Source organism: Flavobacterium sp. SP2 (genome assembly GCF_057626655.1).
In genome coordinates, this window is the sequence record NZ_JBVHBT010000002.1 from 62,366 (window position 1) to 80,033 (window position 17,668).

The window sequence follows — 17,668 nt, forward strand, 5'->3', positions numbered from 1 at the left end:
AGTTTTTATGTTTCCCTAAAATGTAAAAATTTACTTAATATTCCCTCTATGCCTACTCTACTAAATAAAAAACTATTTTTTGTGATTTTATGCGTTATCATCACAAGTAACACAATTGTTGTTGCACAAGAAAATGATCAAGCAACATTATACAAATGGGTTGACAATACTGTCGGAAAAGAATCCTTTGAACTATATAATGGCTTATTACATCAGAATATTTTCAGAACTACCAATGACAGTATACATCGTTATTTTCAAAAAAATCAGTTTGAAAAAGGAACTGTAAAATACAACAACCAAGTGTATTATGATGTTAATATTAAGTACGATGTATATGAAGATCAACTGGTTGTAAAACAGGATAACGAAATTGATTTCAAAGCACTGAACGTGATAAAAAATAATGTAACCTATTTTACTGTAAACAATAGAAAAATTGTAAACATTGAAAAGCTCGAAAATGAAAAAGATTTCATGAAGGGTTACTATGAAGAAAATCTTGTAAATTCAAAGTTTAGCTTTTATATAAAACATCATAAAGGTATTAGAGAAATTCAAAAAGATGGATTTATTTTATACAGTTACACTCCAGATAATTCTTATGTAGTATTGCTTAATGAGCAATATTATGAGGTGAAGAACAAAAATCAATTTATAAAGTTATTTCCAGGTTTGAAGAAAAAAATAAACGATTATTTTCAATTTCACAACAAATTAAGAAAAGGCAACGAACCGCTTTTCATGGAAAACCTAATGAAAATTATTGCAACTTCAATCTAACTACTGTTTATTCATGAAAAAAAGCCTCTACATACTTATCTTATTACTTTTTACCTTCTTTAATTTTGCTCAAGAAACTAAGGATAAAATTTCTATTACATTCGAAAATGATAGTAAACAAGCTGTTATAGATAAAATTGAAAACAAGTCTAATTATAAATTTTATTACGAAGAAGCTTGGCTAAAAAAAGACTCCACATTAGTGACTAAAAAGTTTCAAAACTCAAGTATTAATGATGTTTTGGAGTATGTTTTTCAAAAAACTGAATTGAATTATTTTGTACAAAACAATAAAATTATTCTTACTCAAAATATTGTTATTTATGATAAACTTTCTGAGAATTACTTAGAAATAATTACCAAAGACAACAAACAAATTGAAGAGCGAATAGCTGACAAACCTGTTTTTTACAAGCAATATGATTCTATTGCAGAAATAAAAAAAACCAATCCAGTTGTATTAATTGGTAAGGAAACAAAGGAAAGTAATAAAAAGCCCAACCAACTTTCGGGCTATATAAAAGATGCGAAAAGCGGCTTACCGTTAGCTAATATTACGATACGAGTTAAAAAAGACAATCGCAGTACCATAACCGACAGCAACGGATATTACAGCATTGTACTTTCGCCAGGAGTGAATTATATAGAAATTGATGCTATCAATTATGCCAAATTAACCCAGAAAGTTGCCATTTACAATACGGGGAAACTGGACATAAACCTTGATGAAAAAGTAAATCTTTTAAAAGAAGTTGTCATCAATTTGAAACAAAATGATAAAACAAAATCAACAGTAACTGGACTTACCACAATTGATATTGAATCGATAAAAAATGTTCCTTTAATTTTGGGCGAACGCGACATATTTAGAGTTGCAGCGGCATTGCCTGGGATAAAAACAACCGGTGAAGGTTCGGCAGGATACAATGTTCGTGGTGGAAAAGAAGATCAAAATTTAATTTTGCTAGACAATGCTGTAATCTATAATCCTGCACACTTTTTCGGGTTTTTCTCTGCTGTAAATCCGTTTACCACAAAAAAGGCGAATATTTACAAGGGTAGTATTCCGGCAGAATTTGGAGGAAGATTGTCGTCTGTTTTTGACATTACTACTAAAAATGCCAATACCGAAAAACTAACTGGAGAAGCCGGAGTTGGTCCTGTAACTAGTAATTTATCTATTGGAACTCCAATCGTAAAGGGAAAATCTAGCTTATTATTTGGCGCTAGAGCCACCTATTCTGGTTGGATTTTAAAATCTTTAAATGAAGAAGCTTTAAAAAATAGTGAAGCTTCTTTTTATGACGGAATTCTAAAATACAATCATACTATTAATAAAAACAACACTATTGAAGCCACTGGTTATGTAAGTCGAGATGTTTTTAGTATTTCTTCAGATTCGTTGTACAAATACAGCAACAAATTGATTAGCCTAAAATGGGATCATAAAATAAACGAAAAAAATCGTGGTTCCTTAATTTTTACTAACAGTGATTATAAATTCAATATTGATTACAGAGGCGATAAAACGAAATCTTTTGATTTTGGATACACCATTAACGAGAGTCAGGCGCAAATCAAAATGAATTATTTTTTAAATGATAAGCACACCATTAACTATGGAATTGCCAGTAAATTGTACAATATAAGTCCAGGAAATATTAGTCCATCTAATAGCGAATCGATAATAGAATCGTTGTCAATTCAAAAAGAAAGAGCTTTAGAATCTGCAGTGTATATCAATGACAATTTTAAAGTAAATGAAAAATTACTGGTAGATTTTGGAGTTCGTTTTTCAACTTTTTCAGCGTTAGGAAAATCAAACCAACGCGTTTATCAGGATGGAGTTCCATTGAACGATGCAACAGTTATTGAAACGAAGCAGTATGACAAAAATGAAATCATAAAAACCTATACCGGATTTGAACCTAGAGTAGCTGCACGTTATTTTCTTGCCGACGACTTTTCGGTTAAGGCAAGTTATGACAAAACCAATCAGTACATTCATTTGCTTTCAAGCAATACAACACAAGCTCCAACAGATACTTGGAAACTGTCTGATTTAAATGTACGGCCATCTGTAGCCGAACAATTTTCAATTGGATTTTTTAAGAATTTGAATAAAAACACACTAGAACTAAGCGTAGAAGGCTATTACAAAAAATCTAAAAACATTTTAGACTACAAAGTGGCTGCTCAACTTTTACTTAATGAAAATATTGAAACCGAACTGCTTCAAGGTGAAGGAAAATCATACGGAGTTGAAGTATTATTGAAAAAAGATTTAGGACGACTTAACGGTTGGATTGGATACACCTACAGCCGATCGTTTATAAAATTGGACAGCAAATTTAATGAAGAACGTGTTAATAATGGTGAATTTTTCGCTTCTAATTTCGACAAACCACACGATGTAAGTGTTGTTTTTAATTATAAATTCACAAAGCGTTATAGCATTTCTTCCAATTTTGTATATCAAACAGGTAGACCAATTACGTTTCCAATAGGAACTTACACCTATGGAAATGCCGAATATACATTATACAGTGATAGAAATAAGTTTAGAATTCCAGATTATTATCGATTAGACATAGGTTTTAATGTTGAAGGAAATCACAAGCTCAAAAAACTTGCTCACAGCTTTTGGAACTTTTCGATTTATAACGTTTTAGGAAGAAACAATCCCTATTCAATCTATTTTGTGACCGATAATGGTAAAATCAAGGCTTATAAAACATCAATATTTGCCATTCCTGTTCCTACTGTAACTTATAATTTTAAATTTTAAAATGAAAGATATACTAAAAAACAAATTGTTTGCTTTTCTTGCAATTTGCATTATAACTACAAGTTGTACAGAGCCTTACGCACTTCAGACTAACACTTTTGAGGATGCCATTGTGGTGGAAGCAACCATAACCAATGAATTGAAAAATCAAACTATAAAAATTTCAAGAACATATAGATTTGAGGATGACGGACCAATTCCAGAAACTGGTGCTAATGTAGTAGTAACCGATGATACTGGCACGCAATACAGTTTTGCTGGCCAAGATGGAATTTATACTTCAACTGCAGCTTTTCAGGCAGAACCAAACCGAGAATACCAATTAAAAATTACTACTAGTAATGGAAAAGTTTACACTTCTACCAATCAAAAACTGACTACACAAAGCCAAATTGAAAATATAACACCTGTAATAACTACTAAAGATGGAAACCGTGGCGTACAAATTAATTTGAACAGTTTCGACCCAACAGCTACATCAAAATATTATAGATTTGAATATGAAGAAACTAGCAAAATTACAGCTCCTAAGTGGAAAATTTTGAAAGCTGTAGTAAATCCAGATTTAAATGATTCTGTTGGACATCCTTACATCGAATTGTTTCCAAGAAGTGAAGAAGCTAGAGTGTGTTATACTACAGATAAGTCGATCAATAATTTACTTACCACAACCAACATGTTTTCGCAAGATCGTGTATCTGACTTTCCGATACGTTTTATTAGTGTTACTGATTATACCATTGCAGAACGTTATAGTATTTTAGTAAAACAATATGTACTTAGTTTAGAAGCGTATACTTTTTACAAAACCTTGAATGAATTGTCTGGTAGCGGAAGTATTCTGTCGCAGAATCAACCTGGATTTTTTAGCGGAAATATAAAAGCAGAAGGAAATCCGAACGAAAAAGTAATTGGTTTTTTTGATGTTTCATCAGTTGCATCACAACGTATATTTTTTAATTTCGACGAAATTTTCCCAAACGATTCTTATCCTGAATATATCGAAAATTGTACAGAAGTTGATTTTGATTATTGTTTTGATCCAGCGCCAGCATTCTGTGAAGGTCCCAAACTTAACGCCTACGTTATAAATAATCAATATGTATACATTGCTCATAATGAAAATATTTACACCTATGTAAGAATTGCATGTGGAGATTGTAGCTTTTTTTCGTCTAATATTAGACCATCATTTTGGATAGATTAATTCACATAGTGATAAAATTAATGAAACTATTTTACTCTTTAACTAAAATAGATTTAATTTTATGCAACATAATTTCATTCATTGGTAAATCCCTTGCTGAGTTAACAATAAATAAAATATTTAAAATGAAAAATAAGGTAATATGTAAAGTTTTGAGTTTGATTGTTGTCGTAACAACAATGGTGGCTTGTACTGAACCTTATGCATTACAGACTAACACTTTTGAAGATGCCATTGTAGTCGAGGCAACAATAACCAACGAGCTAAAAAATCAAACTGTAAAAATCTCTAGAACCTATAGGTTTGAGGACGATGGACCAATTCCAGAAGTTGGCGCTACTGTAATTGTTTCTGACGATGCTGGAAACCAATATGCTTTTACAGGTCAAGACGGAATTTATACATCAGAAAATGAATTTCAAGCCGATCCAAATAGACTATACGAACTCAAAATAACCACTAGTAACGGTAAAGTATACAGTTCTACCAAAGAAAGACTAACAACAGTAAACGAAATGGAAAGTGTAACACCAACTGTTGTTACAAATGATATGGGTATACGTGGTGTACAAATCAATGTAAATAGCTTTGATCCGACAGCCAATTCCAAATATTACCGTTATGAATATGAAGAAACTAGCAAAGTTACCGCACCAGAATGGCAAGATACAAAGGCAATTGTAAATCCTGATACTGATGGTTTAGTAGGGCATCCATATATAGAAATTGTTCCAAGAACCGAAGAAGCAAGAGTATGCTACACCACTGAAAAATCTATTGATATTATTCTTACAAGCACAAACAACCTTGTAGAAGATAGAATTGTTGATTTCCCAATACGCTTCATAAGTGTTACAGATTATACCATTGCAGAAAGATATAGTATTAATGTTAAACAATACATTCTAAGTCTAGAGTCATATACCTTTTACAAAACGTTAAAGGAACTTTCTGGAAGTGGTAGTATTTTATCGCAAAATCAACCCGGATTTTTTAGTGGAAATTTAAAATCTGAAAGTAATCCCAATGAGAAAGTAATTGGTTTTTTTGATGTTTCTTCCGTTACTAGTCAACGTATCTTCTTTAATTTTGACGAAGTATTCCCAAACGATAATTTTCCTGATTATTTTGAAGATTGTACACTAGTCGATTTCAATTATTGCTTTCTGCCACCGCCAGCAGATTGTGATGGGTATGCACTAAATGGCTATGTCATAAATAACCAATACACTTTCATAGCGCACAACGACGAAATATATACCTATGTACGAAGCGCTTGCGGCGACTGCACAACTTTTTCATCTAATATAAGACCTACATTTTGGATAGACTAAACAAAAAAATACTCGTAACGCTACTTTTAATCATCAGCTCAATTTCTTGGGCTCAAAAAAGTATGACCAATCAAGAAAAAAACGCTTTAACAAACAATAACGAAACACTTTTCGTTCACACCAACTCCAACACACTGGTTTGTGGTGAAACTTTGTTTTATAAAATGTATTGCTTGAACACAACTAATTTAACCAAAAGTAGCTTGAGCAAAATTGGTTATATCGAATTGATTGACGCTTCAAATAAAACAATATTTAAACAAAAAGTTTTTTTACAGAATAGCGCTGGACAAGGCGAAATCTTTATTCCAACAACTGCTCTAACGGGAAGCTATAAAATTATTGCGTACACTAATCTTATGCTTAACAAAACTAAAAATACTTTTTTTGAGCAAGATATTTATGTTATAAACCCATTCGAAAATACTTTGAATAAAGAATTAACAGATTTGGCTATTCAAAAAAATGATTCTACAATTCAAAACCAAATAAAATCAATCGGTAAAAGTTCACTATTAGAATTAAATAAAGATAAATTTTCTGAGCGTGAATTAGTGACTTTAAAATTCAAGAACCCTGAAGCTGCAACTGAAGGAAACTATTCAATTTCTGTTAGAAAAATAGATAATTTACCTTCACCAACTGCTAAACAATCAACTACCTTTCAGGAAAAAAATACTGAGGTATCGATTCAAAAAGAGTTTCAGTTCATTCCAGAATTACGTGGAGAACTACTATCAGGAAAAATTATAGCTAAAAAAGAAGGTGTTCGTATTAACGACATTTCAGTGGCGCTATACGTACCTGGAAACTCTGCTGCATTAAAAATTGTAAAATCAGATAGTAACGGAAGATTTACTTTTACGTTAGAAAAATCATATCCTGCCACAAACATTATCGTTCAGATTATCGACGGAGATAAATCGTTATTAGGTTTAAAAATAGATGAGTTTGATGTTTTGAATAATGCAAAGTTCAACTTTGCTTCAACATTTAAATTAAATAAAAATCACATTCCAGATATCGAAAATAGAGCAACAGCTAGTCAAATAGAAAATGCTTATTACAACAAGAAAAAAGATGAAATTGTACCGTCGGTGGTAACAGAACCTTTTTACAGTCCTAATCACAAAACGTATAAACTTGACGATTACACGAGATTTCCTTCTGTAAAAGAAACAATAACCGAAGTTTTAAAAGAGTTATATTACAGCGAAAAAAACAAACAATACACCATTTTCGTTAGCGATTATGATGTGAACAGCAAGGCAAATGGACCTGCGATGATCTTGGTTGATGGATTACTGATCCAAAATATTAACGAAGTTTTTGATATCAATCCTGAAACGATCAAACAAGTAGATGTCGTGTCTGGTGGTTATTCATATGGTAAATCTATTTATAATGGAGTTGTAAATTTCATAACATTTAAAAATACATTTGAGACCAAATTAACTGGCGATTACATTGTTAAAATGAATACTCTTCGACCTTTGCCTAACAAAAATTATTACAGTCCAAAATATTTATCGGCTACGGATAATTCTCGTACACCAGATTATAGATACCAATTGGCTTGGTTTTACAATATTCAAAATTTAGATACTAAAGAATATACTTTTTACACCTCGGATGTACATGGCGTTTTTGAAATTTCGTTAGAGGGATTTTCTAAATCAGGAACTCCATTGAGCGCTAAAACGTATTTTGAAGTTGAATAATTATTAGCCATTAAATAGTGAATTTCGTTTAATGGCAACACCCTTTTTAATCAGATAAGCATGATAACAACTTGGAACATCATGCGTCCATTTAGGTAAAAAATAAATAATCAGATACACATCTAGGTGACCTATAATTCCAAAAACAACTGCTACAAGCAATGGTATTCCTGCATGTCCAAATCCAATTATAGAAATAAAGGCAACCAAAAGTGTTAATCCCCAAAGTTTGGATAACAGTGCGTGCGTACACGTTTCTTTTCCGAATTTTAAGAAACTAAAAATGTAGGTTAAGGCTTCCATTGCAAAGATTAACGCAATAGCAAACTTATGTTCTAAAATCAAATCAGGATTCAATATCCATGCACACCAACCTACACAAAGCCAAAATACTAAATCGGTTTGACTGTCTAATCGACGTAATTTTTCAGTAGAGACATTCATTTTTCTTGCAATAATACCATCAAATACATCTGAAAGTAATCCTAAGACAATTAGAAAAACTAACTCCAATCGGATAGCAGTTCCAAATTTATAGGATAATCCAATCAGTATTGGCCCTAAAATCAATCTAAAAAAAATGAGTAATAATGGCGATTTTGCTTTCATAAGTTGCACTTCTAAAATTAATAATACAAGTTTCATAGTTAAAAAATTATAGTTACTTCGCTAGCCTTAACTTTAACTAAACTTTACAATTACCAACGAAATAATACTACATTGTGACGTTATATAACTAGGAGTAAAAAATTTAGTTCAGAAAAAGTACTTGGCTTCGAACAATTCTGATGACAAAATTGCCAAATAGTAAATTTACTGGTGTCCGAAATCATTTAAACAACAAGAATCTGGACTAATTTTCAAAAAAAATAAGAATTTTGTAACTTTTTACTATTTCACTACGTATAATAACTTGAACACTTTAATATAAGGAGATTTAAATAATGAGACAACTTAAAATCACCAAGCAGGTAACTAATCGTGAAACTGCATCGCTAGATAAATATTTACAAGAAATTGGTAAAGTAGATTTGATTACTGCCGATGAAGAAGTAGAGCTAGCACAACGAATTAAAGCTGGCGATCAAAGAGCGTTAGAAAAATTGACGAAAGCCAATTTACGTTTTGTGGTTTCTGTGGCTAAACAATACCAAAACCAAGGTCTTACACTTCCTGATTTAATTAATGAAGGAAATTTGGGATTGATAAAAGCGGCACAACGATTTGATGAAACTCGTGGTTTTAAATTCATCTCCTATGCAGTTTGGTGGATTCGTCAATCGATTCTTCAAGCTCTTGCGGAACAATCTCGTATCGTTCGTTTGCCATTAAACAAAATTGGTTCTATCAATAAAATCAACAAAATGTATGCCTTGTTAGAGCAATCTAACGAAAGACCGCCATCTGCTGAAGAAATTGCCAAAGAGCTTGATATGACTGTAAATGATGTAAAAGAGTCTATGAAAAACTCGGGTCGTCATTTATCAATGGATGCACCACTTGTAGAAGGAGAAGATTCTAACCTTTACGACGTTTTACGTTCTGGTGAATCTCCAAATCCTGATAGAGAATTAATTCATGAGAGTTTGCGTACCGAAATTGAACGTTCTTTAGAAACATTAACTCCAAGAGAAGCCGATGTAGTTCGTTTATATTTTGGTTTAGGTGACCAACACCCAATGACATTAGAAGAAATTGGAGAAACGTTCGATTTAACTCGTGAGCGTGTTAGACAAATTAAAGAAAAAGCTATTCGTAGATTAAAACATACTTCTAGAAGTAAAATATTAAAAACCTATTTAGGTTAATTTATAAAAGTAACGACGGTCTGATTAACTGTTCGTTTTTTGATTGATGATTGAAACTCCGGCTGATTACCGGAGTTTTGTTTTTTTAAAAACTTTAATATTCAAAATTCCAAGTTGGATCTTCTCCATTCCAGTTTCTAAAAATATTGAATATTCAATGTTGAATAACGAATCTTGAAGTTATGAATTTTGGCGTGACCTTCCATTAAAGCTCCAGTCTGTTCACAAAATTTGCTCGTGTTTAGCTTCGCTCTGTTCGACTTTCAGTTTCGAGCCCGGAGTTTTGTTTTTTTAAAACTTCAAAATTCCAAGTTGGACATTCTCCATTCCAATTTCTAAAAAATATTGAATATTCAATGTTGAATAACGAATCTAGAAGTTTTGAATTTGGAAATGACCTTCCATTACAGCTCCAGTCTGTTCACAAAATTTGCTCGTGTTTAGCTTCGCTTTGTTCGACTTTCAGTTTCGAGCCCGGAGTTTTGTTTTTTTTAAAACTTCAACATTCAAAATTTCAAGTTGGATATTCTCCATTCCAATTTCTAAAAAATATTGAATATTCAATGTTGAATAACGAATCATGAGTTGTGAATTTGGGCGTGAGCTTCCATTAAAGCTCCAGTCTGTTCGCAAAATTTGCTCGTGTTTAGATTAGCTTTGTTCGACTTTCAGTCTCGAGTCCGGAGTTTTGTTTTTTTTAAACTTCAACATTCAAAATTCCAAGTTGGATATTCTCCATTCCAGTTTCAAAAAAAAAATATTGAATATTCAATGTTGAATAACGAATCTAGAAGTTATGACTTTGGGCGTGAGCTTCCATTACAGCTCCAGTCTGTTCACAAAATTTGCTCGTGTTTAGCTTCGCTCTGTTCGACTTTCAGTCTCGAGTCCTGAGTTTTGTTTTTTTTAAAACTTCAACATTCAAAATTCCAAGTTGGATCTTCTCCATTCCAATTTCTAAAAAATATTGAATATTCAATGTTGAATAACGAATCTAGAAGTTTTGAATTTGGAAATGACCTTCCATTACAGCTCCAGTCTGTTCGCAAAATTTGCTCGTGTTTAGCTTCGCTCTGTTCGACTTTCAGTCTCGAGTCCGGAGTTTTGTTTTTTTTAAAACTTCAACATTCAAAATTCCAAGTTGGATATTCTCCATTCCAATTTCTAAAAAATATTGAATATTCAATGTTGAATAACGAATCTAGAAGTTTTGAATTTGGAAATGACCTTCCATTACAGCTCCAATCTGTTCGCAAAATTTGCTCGTGTTTAGCTTCGCTCTGTTCGACTTTCAGTCTCGAGTCCTGAGTTTTGTTTTTTTTTAAAACTTCAACATTCAAAATTCCAAGTTGGATATTCTCCATTCCAATTTCTAAAAAATATTGAATATTCAATGTTGAATAACGAATCTTGAAGTTATGAATTTTGGCGTGAGCTTCCATTAAAACTACTGGTCAAACTAGTCGAACTAGCTTTTTTTTTAAATTATTCTATTGCATTACACAATTTAAAAAAGAACTCAAAACAATTGCTCTATCCTTCACGCGACACTAAGTTGAATTAAAAATATACTACTTATTCAACATTAAATTTTACCTTTGCCAAAACAACAACACTACAACAAAATGAAAAATACTATTATTGCACCATCAGTTTTAGCTGCTGATTTTGCCAACTTGCAACGTGATATTGAAATGATAAACAATTCTGAAGCAGAATGGTTTCATATTGATATCATGGACGGCGTTTTTGTTCCCAACATTTCGTTTGGAATGCCAGTGCTTGAAGCCATTACCAAACATGCTAAGAAAACTATTGATGTGCATTTAATGATTATTGATCCTGATCGATATATTAAAACTTTTGCCCAATTGGGTTCAACTATTTTGACAGTACATTACGAAGCTTGTACTCATTTACACAGAACGTTACAAGCCATCAAAGCAGAAGGAATGAAAGCCGGTGTAGCCTTAAACCCACATACTAATATCGATTTATTAGAAGATGTTATTAACGACATAGATATGGTTTGTATTATGAGCGTAAATCCAGGTTTTGGTGGACAATCTTTTATAGAAAACACCTATACAAAAGTTAGAAAATTAAAAGATTTAATAATTAAAAAAAATGCTACAACTCTCATAGAAATTGATGGTGGCGTTACTAATAAGAATGCTTTGCAATTAGTTGAAGCTGGTGCTGATATTTTAGTTGCTGGAAATTATGTTTTCAAAGCTGAAGATCCTATTGCCACAATTGCAGATTTAAAAAAGTTAACTACTGTTTAGAAAAAAAACTTAAAAAAATAAAAACTCCCATTTGAATTAAGCAAATGGGAGTTTTTTTATGTAATTAAATAACAAAATGACATCTAACACATTCATTTTAAGGAATATAAAATAAAATATCTTATATAATTACATTTTTTTATACCCAATTACGGTTTTCCGTAAAATACATTTAGAGGTAAAGTTTATGTTTACCGCAACATATAACTAAAAAGTAAATTAACTAAAAATCCTCAAAATTCAATGCAAGAAATACATCATAAATACATGAGAACCATTTGCATTAGTTGCGCCGCGCTAGCCCTAATAGCGTGTTTTAATTTGCATTCTTATTACTATCTTTTATTACGAATAATCTTGTTTGCGTCCTCCTTGTACATTATTATAACGGATTCAAAAAGTAAATCAGACTTTAAAGCAGTAGCATTTATTGCAATCGCATTACTTTTTAATCCCATAATACCAATATATCTAGCCGAAAAAAAATATTGGTTACCAATTGACCTAATCACCTCAATGCTATTTTTAACTTATGGATTTAAAGAAAAAACAACTAATTAAAGAATCAATGATACGATTTCCAATAAATGCGATCAATATTATATCAGTAGGTTATGACGAAATTTCTAAAATCTTAGAAATAGAATTTAAAATACAAGAGGTTCATCAGTATCATAATGTGTCGTTCAGTACCTATATCTATTTCATAACTTCAGAAAATATTGAAGAATATTACTTTAGTACTATTATGTCAAAATACCAATATCAAATTTTATAAATTTTATTTTAAATACAATCCAACCTTTTGACCAAAAAACGAATCTTAATTAAAAAACCTAGATTATGTGTAACCAAAATGCAGATCCAGATTTAATGGCAGCAGTAGAAAATCAAAATCTTATAGAACTATTCTATGATAATCAGGTGCATGTTATTGGACCTATTTGTTACGGGATAAATAATCTTGGAGAAGAAATAATCTTGGCACTTCAAACAATACCAAGCGAAGAGCAGAATAAAGTTAGTATACATAAATATATTCTCAATAATGCTTACGACTGTAATGTATTAACAGAAAAATTCAAACTTAGGCCAATTGAAAATACCAACTATAAAAATGAATTCTATAAAATTTTCGCAGCAATAGAAAATGTTAAAAAACGAATTTCATCAATAAAATAAAATACTTACATTACAAATCAAATTAACCAAAAAAAAACCATTATGAAATACCTACTAATTTTTTTTACATTTTTCAGCATAACAACCAATGCACAAAATAGTTTAAATTTTGACAAAACCAACGTTCAGTGCGAAGATAAATGGGTTGCTTTTCAAAAAGGAAAAGACAGCACCTATATTTTTGGATTTATATATATCGATCTATCTGCAGGACTAACCTTCAGACGTGAAGGAAATTTCAAAGCAGACAACAAAGGAAACTTCATACGAACAGATAATCCAGAAGAGAGCAAAATAACGATGATGTTAGTAAGACTGGAACCAAGTAGAGTTGCAATTGCAGAAATTCCAGAATCAAAATTTAAAGAATTAAAAATTGACAAAACTCCTTCCTGGTTAAAAATATACAAAAGTGGAGAAAATACTGTAGCAAATTTATATAAAAAAGGCTATTGGTACAACGCTTGGAATGAAAGCGAAAAAGCATTAGAATTCCTAGAAAAGGCGGAGAAATTAGATGCTAATTTTAAGGGTTTACAAACCGAATTGGCTTTTTCATACAACGCTTTAGAAAAATTTGATAAAGCAGAAATAGCCTTAAAAAAAGCAGTTGCCAACGATCCAAATGATTGTTATACTTATAAAGAACTAGCTTACACCTATACCAAAATGCAAAATTTTGATAACGTAATGCAAACGTATACTACCATGACCACTAAATGCAAGGAAACAAATTACCTAATAGAAACAGCTTATAATTTAGCTTACGAATATTTCAAATTAAAAGATAAAAAGCAATTTGATAAATGGAAAACCGAAGCAGAAAAGTGGGCAAAATCTGAAAATCAGTTTACCAAAAATCTCAAACTTATGGATTCAGAACTTAATAAATAAAAATATCAATATAAATTAATACAAATGAAAAAATTACTTACAATTTCGTTACTAGTCTTACTATTTAGCAATTCCATTTCTGGACAATCTACCGAGCGTTTTATTCGAATAATTGGGAATTCAGCACACGAATTTAAAGCAGACACCTATAGAGTTTATTTTAACATTACAGAAATACTACCTACTAATTACAATAAAGAAGAATACAAATCTTTAGAAAATAACATAGCAGAAACCATGGATTTTTTGAAAAAAAATGGCGTAAAAGAAACTCAAATATTTAAAAATTACAAAAGTAAAAATGCAAATAACTACAACAATTTAAAAAATGAGTTTTACTATATGGATATTACGTCCAAAGAAACGTTGAGCAAAGTTATAGCAATGAAAAACTCAGGTTTTAAGGTAGAAACGACTAAGTTTTTATACCTAAATATTGATCCAAATATAGAAAACAACTTGAGTAAACAAGCTATCAGTGATGCCGAAAGAAAAGCTAAAAATATTGCATCAGAAATAAGAAAAAAAGTAGGTAAAATTTTGAACATAGAAGATAAATCAACTAATTGTTGCGCTGAATTTGGAGAAACAGACCAAGACCGAGTAAGCAAAAAATATACGCTAAACATTACTTTTGAGCTTTTAGACTGATGAAAAAGCTACAGCTCATTTGCATTTTATGTTTTACTTTTAATGTTGGTATTTGTCAAGAAACCGCATTACGCATTTTAGGAACAAGTCACTATTCTGAAAAGGCGTACAGCAAAGTATTGCTACTGAACTTTGAATATGACCCAGAAATCTGTAATCCAATTACATTAAACAAATCGATTGATATACAAGTAAACGAATTAATTGAAAATTTAAAGTCAGAACAAATAGAAAATCAACTGATTCAGAAGGAAAATTTCAATAAAAATCCCGAGAAAAACAAGTTGTATGAAATGGTAATTTCTTTAGACGCTGATGATTATAAAATATTTAAACTATTGAACACTAGCGGTATCAAATTGATCAAAACTTACTATAAATATCCTGAAGATAATTTTTTATTGGAAGATGAAAGAGCGATTCTTGCGTTAAAAAATTCAGAAAATAAAGCAATTGAAATCTCTAAATCATTAGGATATGAAATTTTAGAAATTATAAGTATTGATGACGAAACTTCGGATGCTACAGAAGATGATGAAAATATCGATGATACTATAAGTGAAGAAGCAAGAGTATTATTAAATTCTTTTTATGAAAGATTAAATGCTAGTGAAATTAACTCTTATCCAACTAGAGAGAGTGAATACAATATATGGGTAACGTTTAAAATCAAAAAAACATGAATAAAATACCAACCAAAAAAATAGTACAATTACTGATAAAATGATAAAGTTATTAAACTTTTATCTGATCAATATCCTAAACTAAATTTAAAGTTTGTAGACGATTTAAATGTCCTCAATCGTAAACGATATTCCTTTAGTATTTCTAAAAAAATGGAGTAGCAAATGCCATTTGCAAAATCAAAAATTTCACTTAACCAAGAGTATAAGAACCCAACCTATTTGGCATTAGAATTTGATAACCTTAACATCCGAGAGCTATACCATATTGAAAATTTAATTGGAATTAAAATTTATGTTATTTTTCAAATGTTAAAATTCGTTTCCAATTCGATTAATTTCTGCAAAGAGTGGTAAGTTTACATCAGAATAAAATTCATGACAACTACCTTACTTTCATCTCCTTTACAAGGATTTACCGATTTCAGATTTAGAAATGCACAGAACAAGATTTTCGGCGGCATTGATACTTTTTACTCTCCTTACATTCGTTTAAACGGAAAATTAAGCATCAAATCGTCTTATGAAAGGGATTTATTACCCGAAAACAATTCGACTTTAGAATGTATTCCTCAAGTAATTACCAACGATGCAGATGAGTTTTTATTTGTAGCCGATTATGTTCAAAGTTTAGGATACAACGAATTGAATTGGAATTTAGGTTGTCCGTATCCAATGGTAACCAAATGTGGAATGGGTTCGGGATTGATTAGCAATTCTGAAAAGATAAGAGCTATTTTGGACAAAGTACATTCAGAATCAGATATAATAGTTTCAATGAAAATGCGATTGGGTTATGATACCAATACCGAAATACTGGATGTTTTGCCAATTCTTGATACATTTCCAATTAAGAACATCGCTATTCACGCTCGTATTGGGAAGCAACTTTATAAAGGTGGCGTACATCTTGATGCTTTTCAAAAATGTATCGATACTACCAAACATAAATTATACTACAACGGCGATATTACCACAGTAGCAAAATTTAAAGAGATGCAAGATCTCTTTCCTACCATTGATCATTGGATGATCGGTAGAGGCTTAATAAGCGATCCTTTTTTACCAAGTATGATTAAAAACGATAGTACTGAATATCCCAAAAACAAACTGGAATTGTTTAGTAACTTCCATGATACGTTATACGAGGGCTACAGTCAATCGTTATCAGGTGCGACGCATATTCTATTAAAAATGCACCATTTATGGGAATACTTTGCTACGACATTTGACAATCCGCACAAAGTGGAAAAAAATATTAGAAAGGCAAAGAGCATTAGAAATTATGAAGAAACGGTAAAATCTGTTTTTAACGCAGGATAAACAATTTATAGTTTATCAAAAAACAAAATAGTTTGTGTACCATTGTACAAATTACAATCTAAAACAGCTTCTTTGATAAATTTAGTTAAAAATGAAAGTATTTTTATCACGCTACAACAAAAAAATTAATGCTATTAATGTTGGTGTCTCTTCTTTAAAATTCCACCTGCAGTTTCTTTTACAGAATTTGAAAAAATGAATGCGTTACTATCAATTTGATGTATTATATTTTTAAGTTTTCTGACTTCTAATCTTGTAACCACTGTATAAATAATATCGGTAGGAATGCTGCTTTCAAAATTTTCTTTCATAAAACCTCTTTCACCTTTATAAACTGTAATTCCTTTACTCATTTGTAAAACTAAAAATTGTTTTACTTCTTCACTTTTCGACGATATAATTGTCACACCTGTAAATTCCTCAAAACCTTCCACTACATAATTAATGGTTTTTGATGCTACAAAATAAGTAAGCATGGAATAAAATGCAGCTTCTAATCCAAAAAACAATGCGGCAACTAAAAAGATTATAATATTTATTCCTAAAATAATTTCGCTCATTGAAAAGCCCACTTTTTTACCTGTAAAAACTGCTAACACTTCAATACCATCAAGTGCAAAACCACTTTTCATTCCCAAACCAACTCCCAATCCTATAAAAAAACCTCCAAAAATTGCAATTATTAACTTATCATGTGTAATAACAGGATACGGAATAAATATTAAAAAAAGTCCGAGTAGCATGATTGCTAGCAATGATTTTATTGCAAAAGAATTTCCGATTAGTTTTGCTCCTAAAATCAAGAAGGGAATATTAAATATTATAAAGATTAATGCAATGTTAAAATGGAATTTTTCATGCACCAAAAGTGCAATTCCGGTAATTCCTCCGTCATAAAAATGATTGGGAATTAAAAGACTTTTTAAAGCAAAGCTAATAGAAAAAATACCAATTATTACAAGTATGTAATCTTTAAAATTATCTTTTATTTTTATGTTTTTCATTC

17 protein-coding genes are annotated in these 17,668 nt (G+C 30.9%); 14 read left to right on the forward strand and 3 right to left on the reverse strand.

Features of this window, described 5'->3' with window-relative positions; translation table 11 throughout:
* The first annotated feature begins 48 nt into the window (after positions 1 to 48).
* The 5 genes from ACZ098_RS04720 to ACZ098_RS04740 all read left to right on the forward strand — a co-directional run bounded on the left by ACZ098_RS04720 (position 49) and on the right by ACZ098_RS04740 (position 7,833).
* The gene (locus ACZ098_RS04720) at positions 49 to 783 is read left to right on the forward strand and encodes a hypothetical protein (protein WP_487310589.1); all 735 of its coding nucleotides are present in this window, start codon (positions 49 to 51) and stop codon (positions 781 to 783) included.
* A 13-nt stretch (positions 784 to 796) separates the two neighbouring features.
* Positions 797 to 3,571 (forward strand): TonB-dependent receptor, encoded by a 2,775-nt coding sequence (locus ACZ098_RS04725; protein ID WP_487310590.1) that lies wholly within the window; start codon positions 797 to 799, stop codon positions 3,569 to 3,571.
* A 1-nt stretch (position 3,572) separates the two neighbouring features.
* Complete coding sequence (locus ACZ098_RS04730) at positions 3,573 to 4,778, forward strand: DUF4249 domain-containing protein (protein WP_487310591.1); 1,206 nt, start codon at positions 3,573 to 3,575, stop codon at positions 4,776 to 4,778.
* Positions 4,779 to 4,903: 125 nt separating this feature from the next.
* Positions 4,904 to 6,112, forward strand: coding sequence for a DUF4249 domain-containing protein (locus ACZ098_RS04735; RefSeq protein WP_487310592.1), 1,209 nt, complete (start codon positions 4,904 to 4,906; stop codon positions 6,110 to 6,112).
* Between the two features lie 62 nt (positions 6,113 to 6,174).
* Entirely contained in the window at positions 6,175 to 7,833 is a 1,659-nt protein-coding gene (locus tag ACZ098_RS04740; protein ID WP_487310593.1) for a hypothetical protein, read from the forward strand.
* 3 nt (positions 7,834 to 7,836) lie between these two features.
* Here the strand turns inward: ACZ098_RS04740 and ACZ098_RS04745 are convergent, their stop codons facing one another.
* Positions 7,837 to 8,478, reverse strand: a complete 642-nt coding sequence (locus ACZ098_RS04745; protein ID WP_487310594.1) for a CDP-alcohol phosphatidyltransferase family protein — start codon at positions 8,476 to 8,478, stop codon at positions 7,837 to 7,839.
* A gap of 299 nt (positions 8,479 to 8,777) precedes the next feature.
* Here ACZ098_RS04745 and ACZ098_RS04750 point away from each other — a divergent pair, with 299 nt between their 5' ends.
* Positions 8,778 to 9,641, forward strand: coding sequence for a sigma-70 family RNA polymerase sigma factor (locus ACZ098_RS04750; RefSeq protein WP_007804760.1), 864 nt, complete (start codon positions 8,778 to 8,780; stop codon positions 9,639 to 9,641).
* A 1,121-nt stretch (positions 9,642 to 10,762) separates the two neighbouring features.
* Here the strand turns inward: ACZ098_RS04750 and ACZ098_RS04755 are convergent.
* Positions 10,763 to 11,083: a hypothetical protein gene (locus ACZ098_RS04755; RefSeq protein WP_487310595.1), complete on the reverse strand. Its 321-nt coding sequence runs from the start codon at positions 11,081 to 11,083 to the stop codon at positions 10,763 to 10,765.
* Positions 11,084 to 11,266: 183 nt separating this feature from the next.
* On the opposite strand from ACZ098_RS04755, the gene rpe reads away from it, so the two are divergent.
* The 8 genes from rpe to ACZ098_RS04795 all read left to right on the forward strand — a co-directional run bounded on the left by rpe (position 11,267) and on the right by ACZ098_RS04795 (position 16,662).
* Positions 11,267 to 11,929 (forward strand): ribulose-phosphate 3-epimerase, encoded by a 663-nt coding sequence (gene rpe, locus ACZ098_RS04760; RefSeq protein ID WP_487310596.1) that lies wholly within the window; start codon positions 11,267 to 11,269, stop codon positions 11,927 to 11,929.
* Between the two features lie 267 nt (positions 11,930 to 12,196).
* Positions 12,197 to 12,490, forward strand: a complete 294-nt coding sequence (locus ACZ098_RS04765; RefSeq protein ID WP_487311205.1) for a DUF6804 family protein — start codon at positions 12,197 to 12,199, stop codon at positions 12,488 to 12,490.
* A gap of 7 nt (positions 12,491 to 12,497) precedes the next feature.
* Complete coding sequence (locus ACZ098_RS04770; RefSeq protein WP_487310597.1) at positions 12,498 to 12,707, forward strand: KTSC domain-containing protein; 210 nt, start codon at positions 12,498 to 12,500, stop codon at positions 12,705 to 12,707.
* A 65-nt stretch (positions 12,708 to 12,772) separates the two neighbouring features.
* Positions 12,773 to 13,111, forward strand: a complete 339-nt coding sequence (locus ACZ098_RS04775) for a hypothetical protein (protein WP_487310598.1) — start codon at positions 12,773 to 12,775, stop codon at positions 13,109 to 13,111.
* Positions 13,112 to 13,153: 42 nt separating this feature from the next.
* Positions 13,154 to 14,005 carry a tetratricopeptide repeat protein gene (locus ACZ098_RS04780; RefSeq protein ID WP_487310599.1) on the forward strand — a complete coding sequence of 284 codons (852 nt, stop codon included), beginning with the start codon at positions 13,154 to 13,156 and terminating at the stop codon, positions 14,003 to 14,005.
* Positions 14,006 to 14,029: 24 nt separating this feature from the next.
* Positions 14,030 to 14,656: an SIMPL domain-containing protein gene (locus tag ACZ098_RS04785; protein ID WP_487310600.1), complete on the forward strand. Its 627-nt coding sequence runs from the start codon at positions 14,030 to 14,032 to the stop codon at positions 14,654 to 14,656.
* Positions 14,656 to 15,339, forward strand: a complete 684-nt coding sequence (locus ACZ098_RS04790) for a hypothetical protein (protein WP_487310601.1) — start codon at positions 14,656 to 14,658, stop codon at positions 15,337 to 15,339. The genes ACZ098_RS04785 and ACZ098_RS04790 overlap by 1 nt, the downstream gene beginning before the upstream one ends.
* A 378-nt stretch (positions 15,340 to 15,717) precedes the next feature.
* Positions 15,718 to 16,662: a tRNA dihydrouridine synthase gene (locus tag ACZ098_RS04795; protein WP_487310602.1), complete on the forward strand. Its 945-nt coding sequence runs from the start codon at positions 15,718 to 15,720 to the stop codon at positions 16,660 to 16,662.
* Between the two features lie 134 nt (positions 16,663 to 16,796).
* On the opposite strand, the gene ACZ098_RS04800 is transcribed toward ACZ098_RS04795, so the two are convergent.
* Positions 16,797 to 17,666, reverse strand: a complete 870-nt coding sequence (locus ACZ098_RS04800) for a YitT family protein (protein ID WP_487310603.1) — start codon at positions 17,664 to 17,666, stop codon at positions 16,797 to 16,799.
* Positions 17,667 to 17,668 lie beyond the last annotated feature (2 nt).

Excerpts from the sequence above, each read along its gene's own strand:
- ACZ098_RS04720 (WP_487310589.1), top strand. The coding sequence starts at position 49 with ATGCCTACTCTACTAAATAAAAAACTATTTTTTGTGATTTTATGCGTT.
- ACZ098_RS04725 (WP_487310590.1), top strand. The coding sequence starts at position 797 with ATGAAAAAAAGCCTCTACATACTTATCTTATTACTTTTTACCTTCTTT.
- ACZ098_RS04730 (WP_487310591.1), top strand. The coding sequence starts at position 3,573 with ATGAAAGATATACTAAAAAACAAATTGTTTGCTTTTCTTGCAATTTGC.
- ACZ098_RS04735 (WP_487310592.1), top strand. The coding sequence starts at position 4,904 with ATGAAAAATAAGGTAATATGTAAAGTTTTGAGTTTGATTGTTGTCGTA.
- ACZ098_RS04740 (WP_487310593.1), top strand. The coding sequence starts at position 6,175 with ATGACCAATCAAGAAAAAAACGCTTTAACAAACAATAACGAAACACTT.
- ACZ098_RS04745 (WP_487310594.1), bottom strand. The coding sequence starts at position 8,478 with ATGAAACTTGTATTATTAATTTTAGAAGTGCAACTTATGAAAGCAAAA.
- ACZ098_RS04750 (WP_007804760.1), top strand. The coding sequence starts at position 8,778 with ATGAGACAACTTAAAATCACCAAGCAGGTAACTAATCGTGAAACTGCA.
- ACZ098_RS04755 (WP_487310595.1), bottom strand. The coding sequence starts at position 11,083 with ATGGAAGCTCACGCCAAAATTCATAACTTCAAGATTCGTTATTCAACA.
- rpe (WP_487310596.1), top strand. The coding sequence starts at position 11,267 with ATGAAAAATACTATTATTGCACCATCAGTTTTAGCTGCTGATTTTGCC.
- ACZ098_RS04765 (WP_487311205.1), top strand. The coding sequence starts at position 12,197 with ATGAGAACCATTTGCATTAGTTGCGCCGCGCTAGCCCTAATAGCGTGT.
- ACZ098_RS04770 (WP_487310597.1), top strand. The coding sequence starts at position 12,498 with ATGATACGATTTCCAATAAATGCGATCAATATTATATCAGTAGGTTAT.
- ACZ098_RS04775 (WP_487310598.1), top strand. The coding sequence starts at position 12,773 with ATGTGTAACCAAAATGCAGATCCAGATTTAATGGCAGCAGTAGAAAAT.
- ACZ098_RS04780 (WP_487310599.1), top strand. The coding sequence starts at position 13,154 with ATGAAATACCTACTAATTTTTTTTACATTTTTCAGCATAACAACCAAT.
- ACZ098_RS04785 (WP_487310600.1), top strand. The coding sequence starts at position 14,030 with ATGAAAAAATTACTTACAATTTCGTTACTAGTCTTACTATTTAGCAAT.
- ACZ098_RS04790 (WP_487310601.1), top strand. The coding sequence starts at position 14,656 with ATGAAAAAGCTACAGCTCATTTGCATTTTATGTTTTACTTTTAATGTT.
- ACZ098_RS04795 (WP_487310602.1), top strand. The coding sequence starts at position 15,718 with ATGACAACTACCTTACTTTCATCTCCTTTACAAGGATTTACCGATTTC.
- ACZ098_RS04800 (WP_487310603.1), bottom strand. The coding sequence starts at position 17,666 with ATGAAAAACATAAAAATAAAAGATAATTTTAAAGATTACATACTTGTA.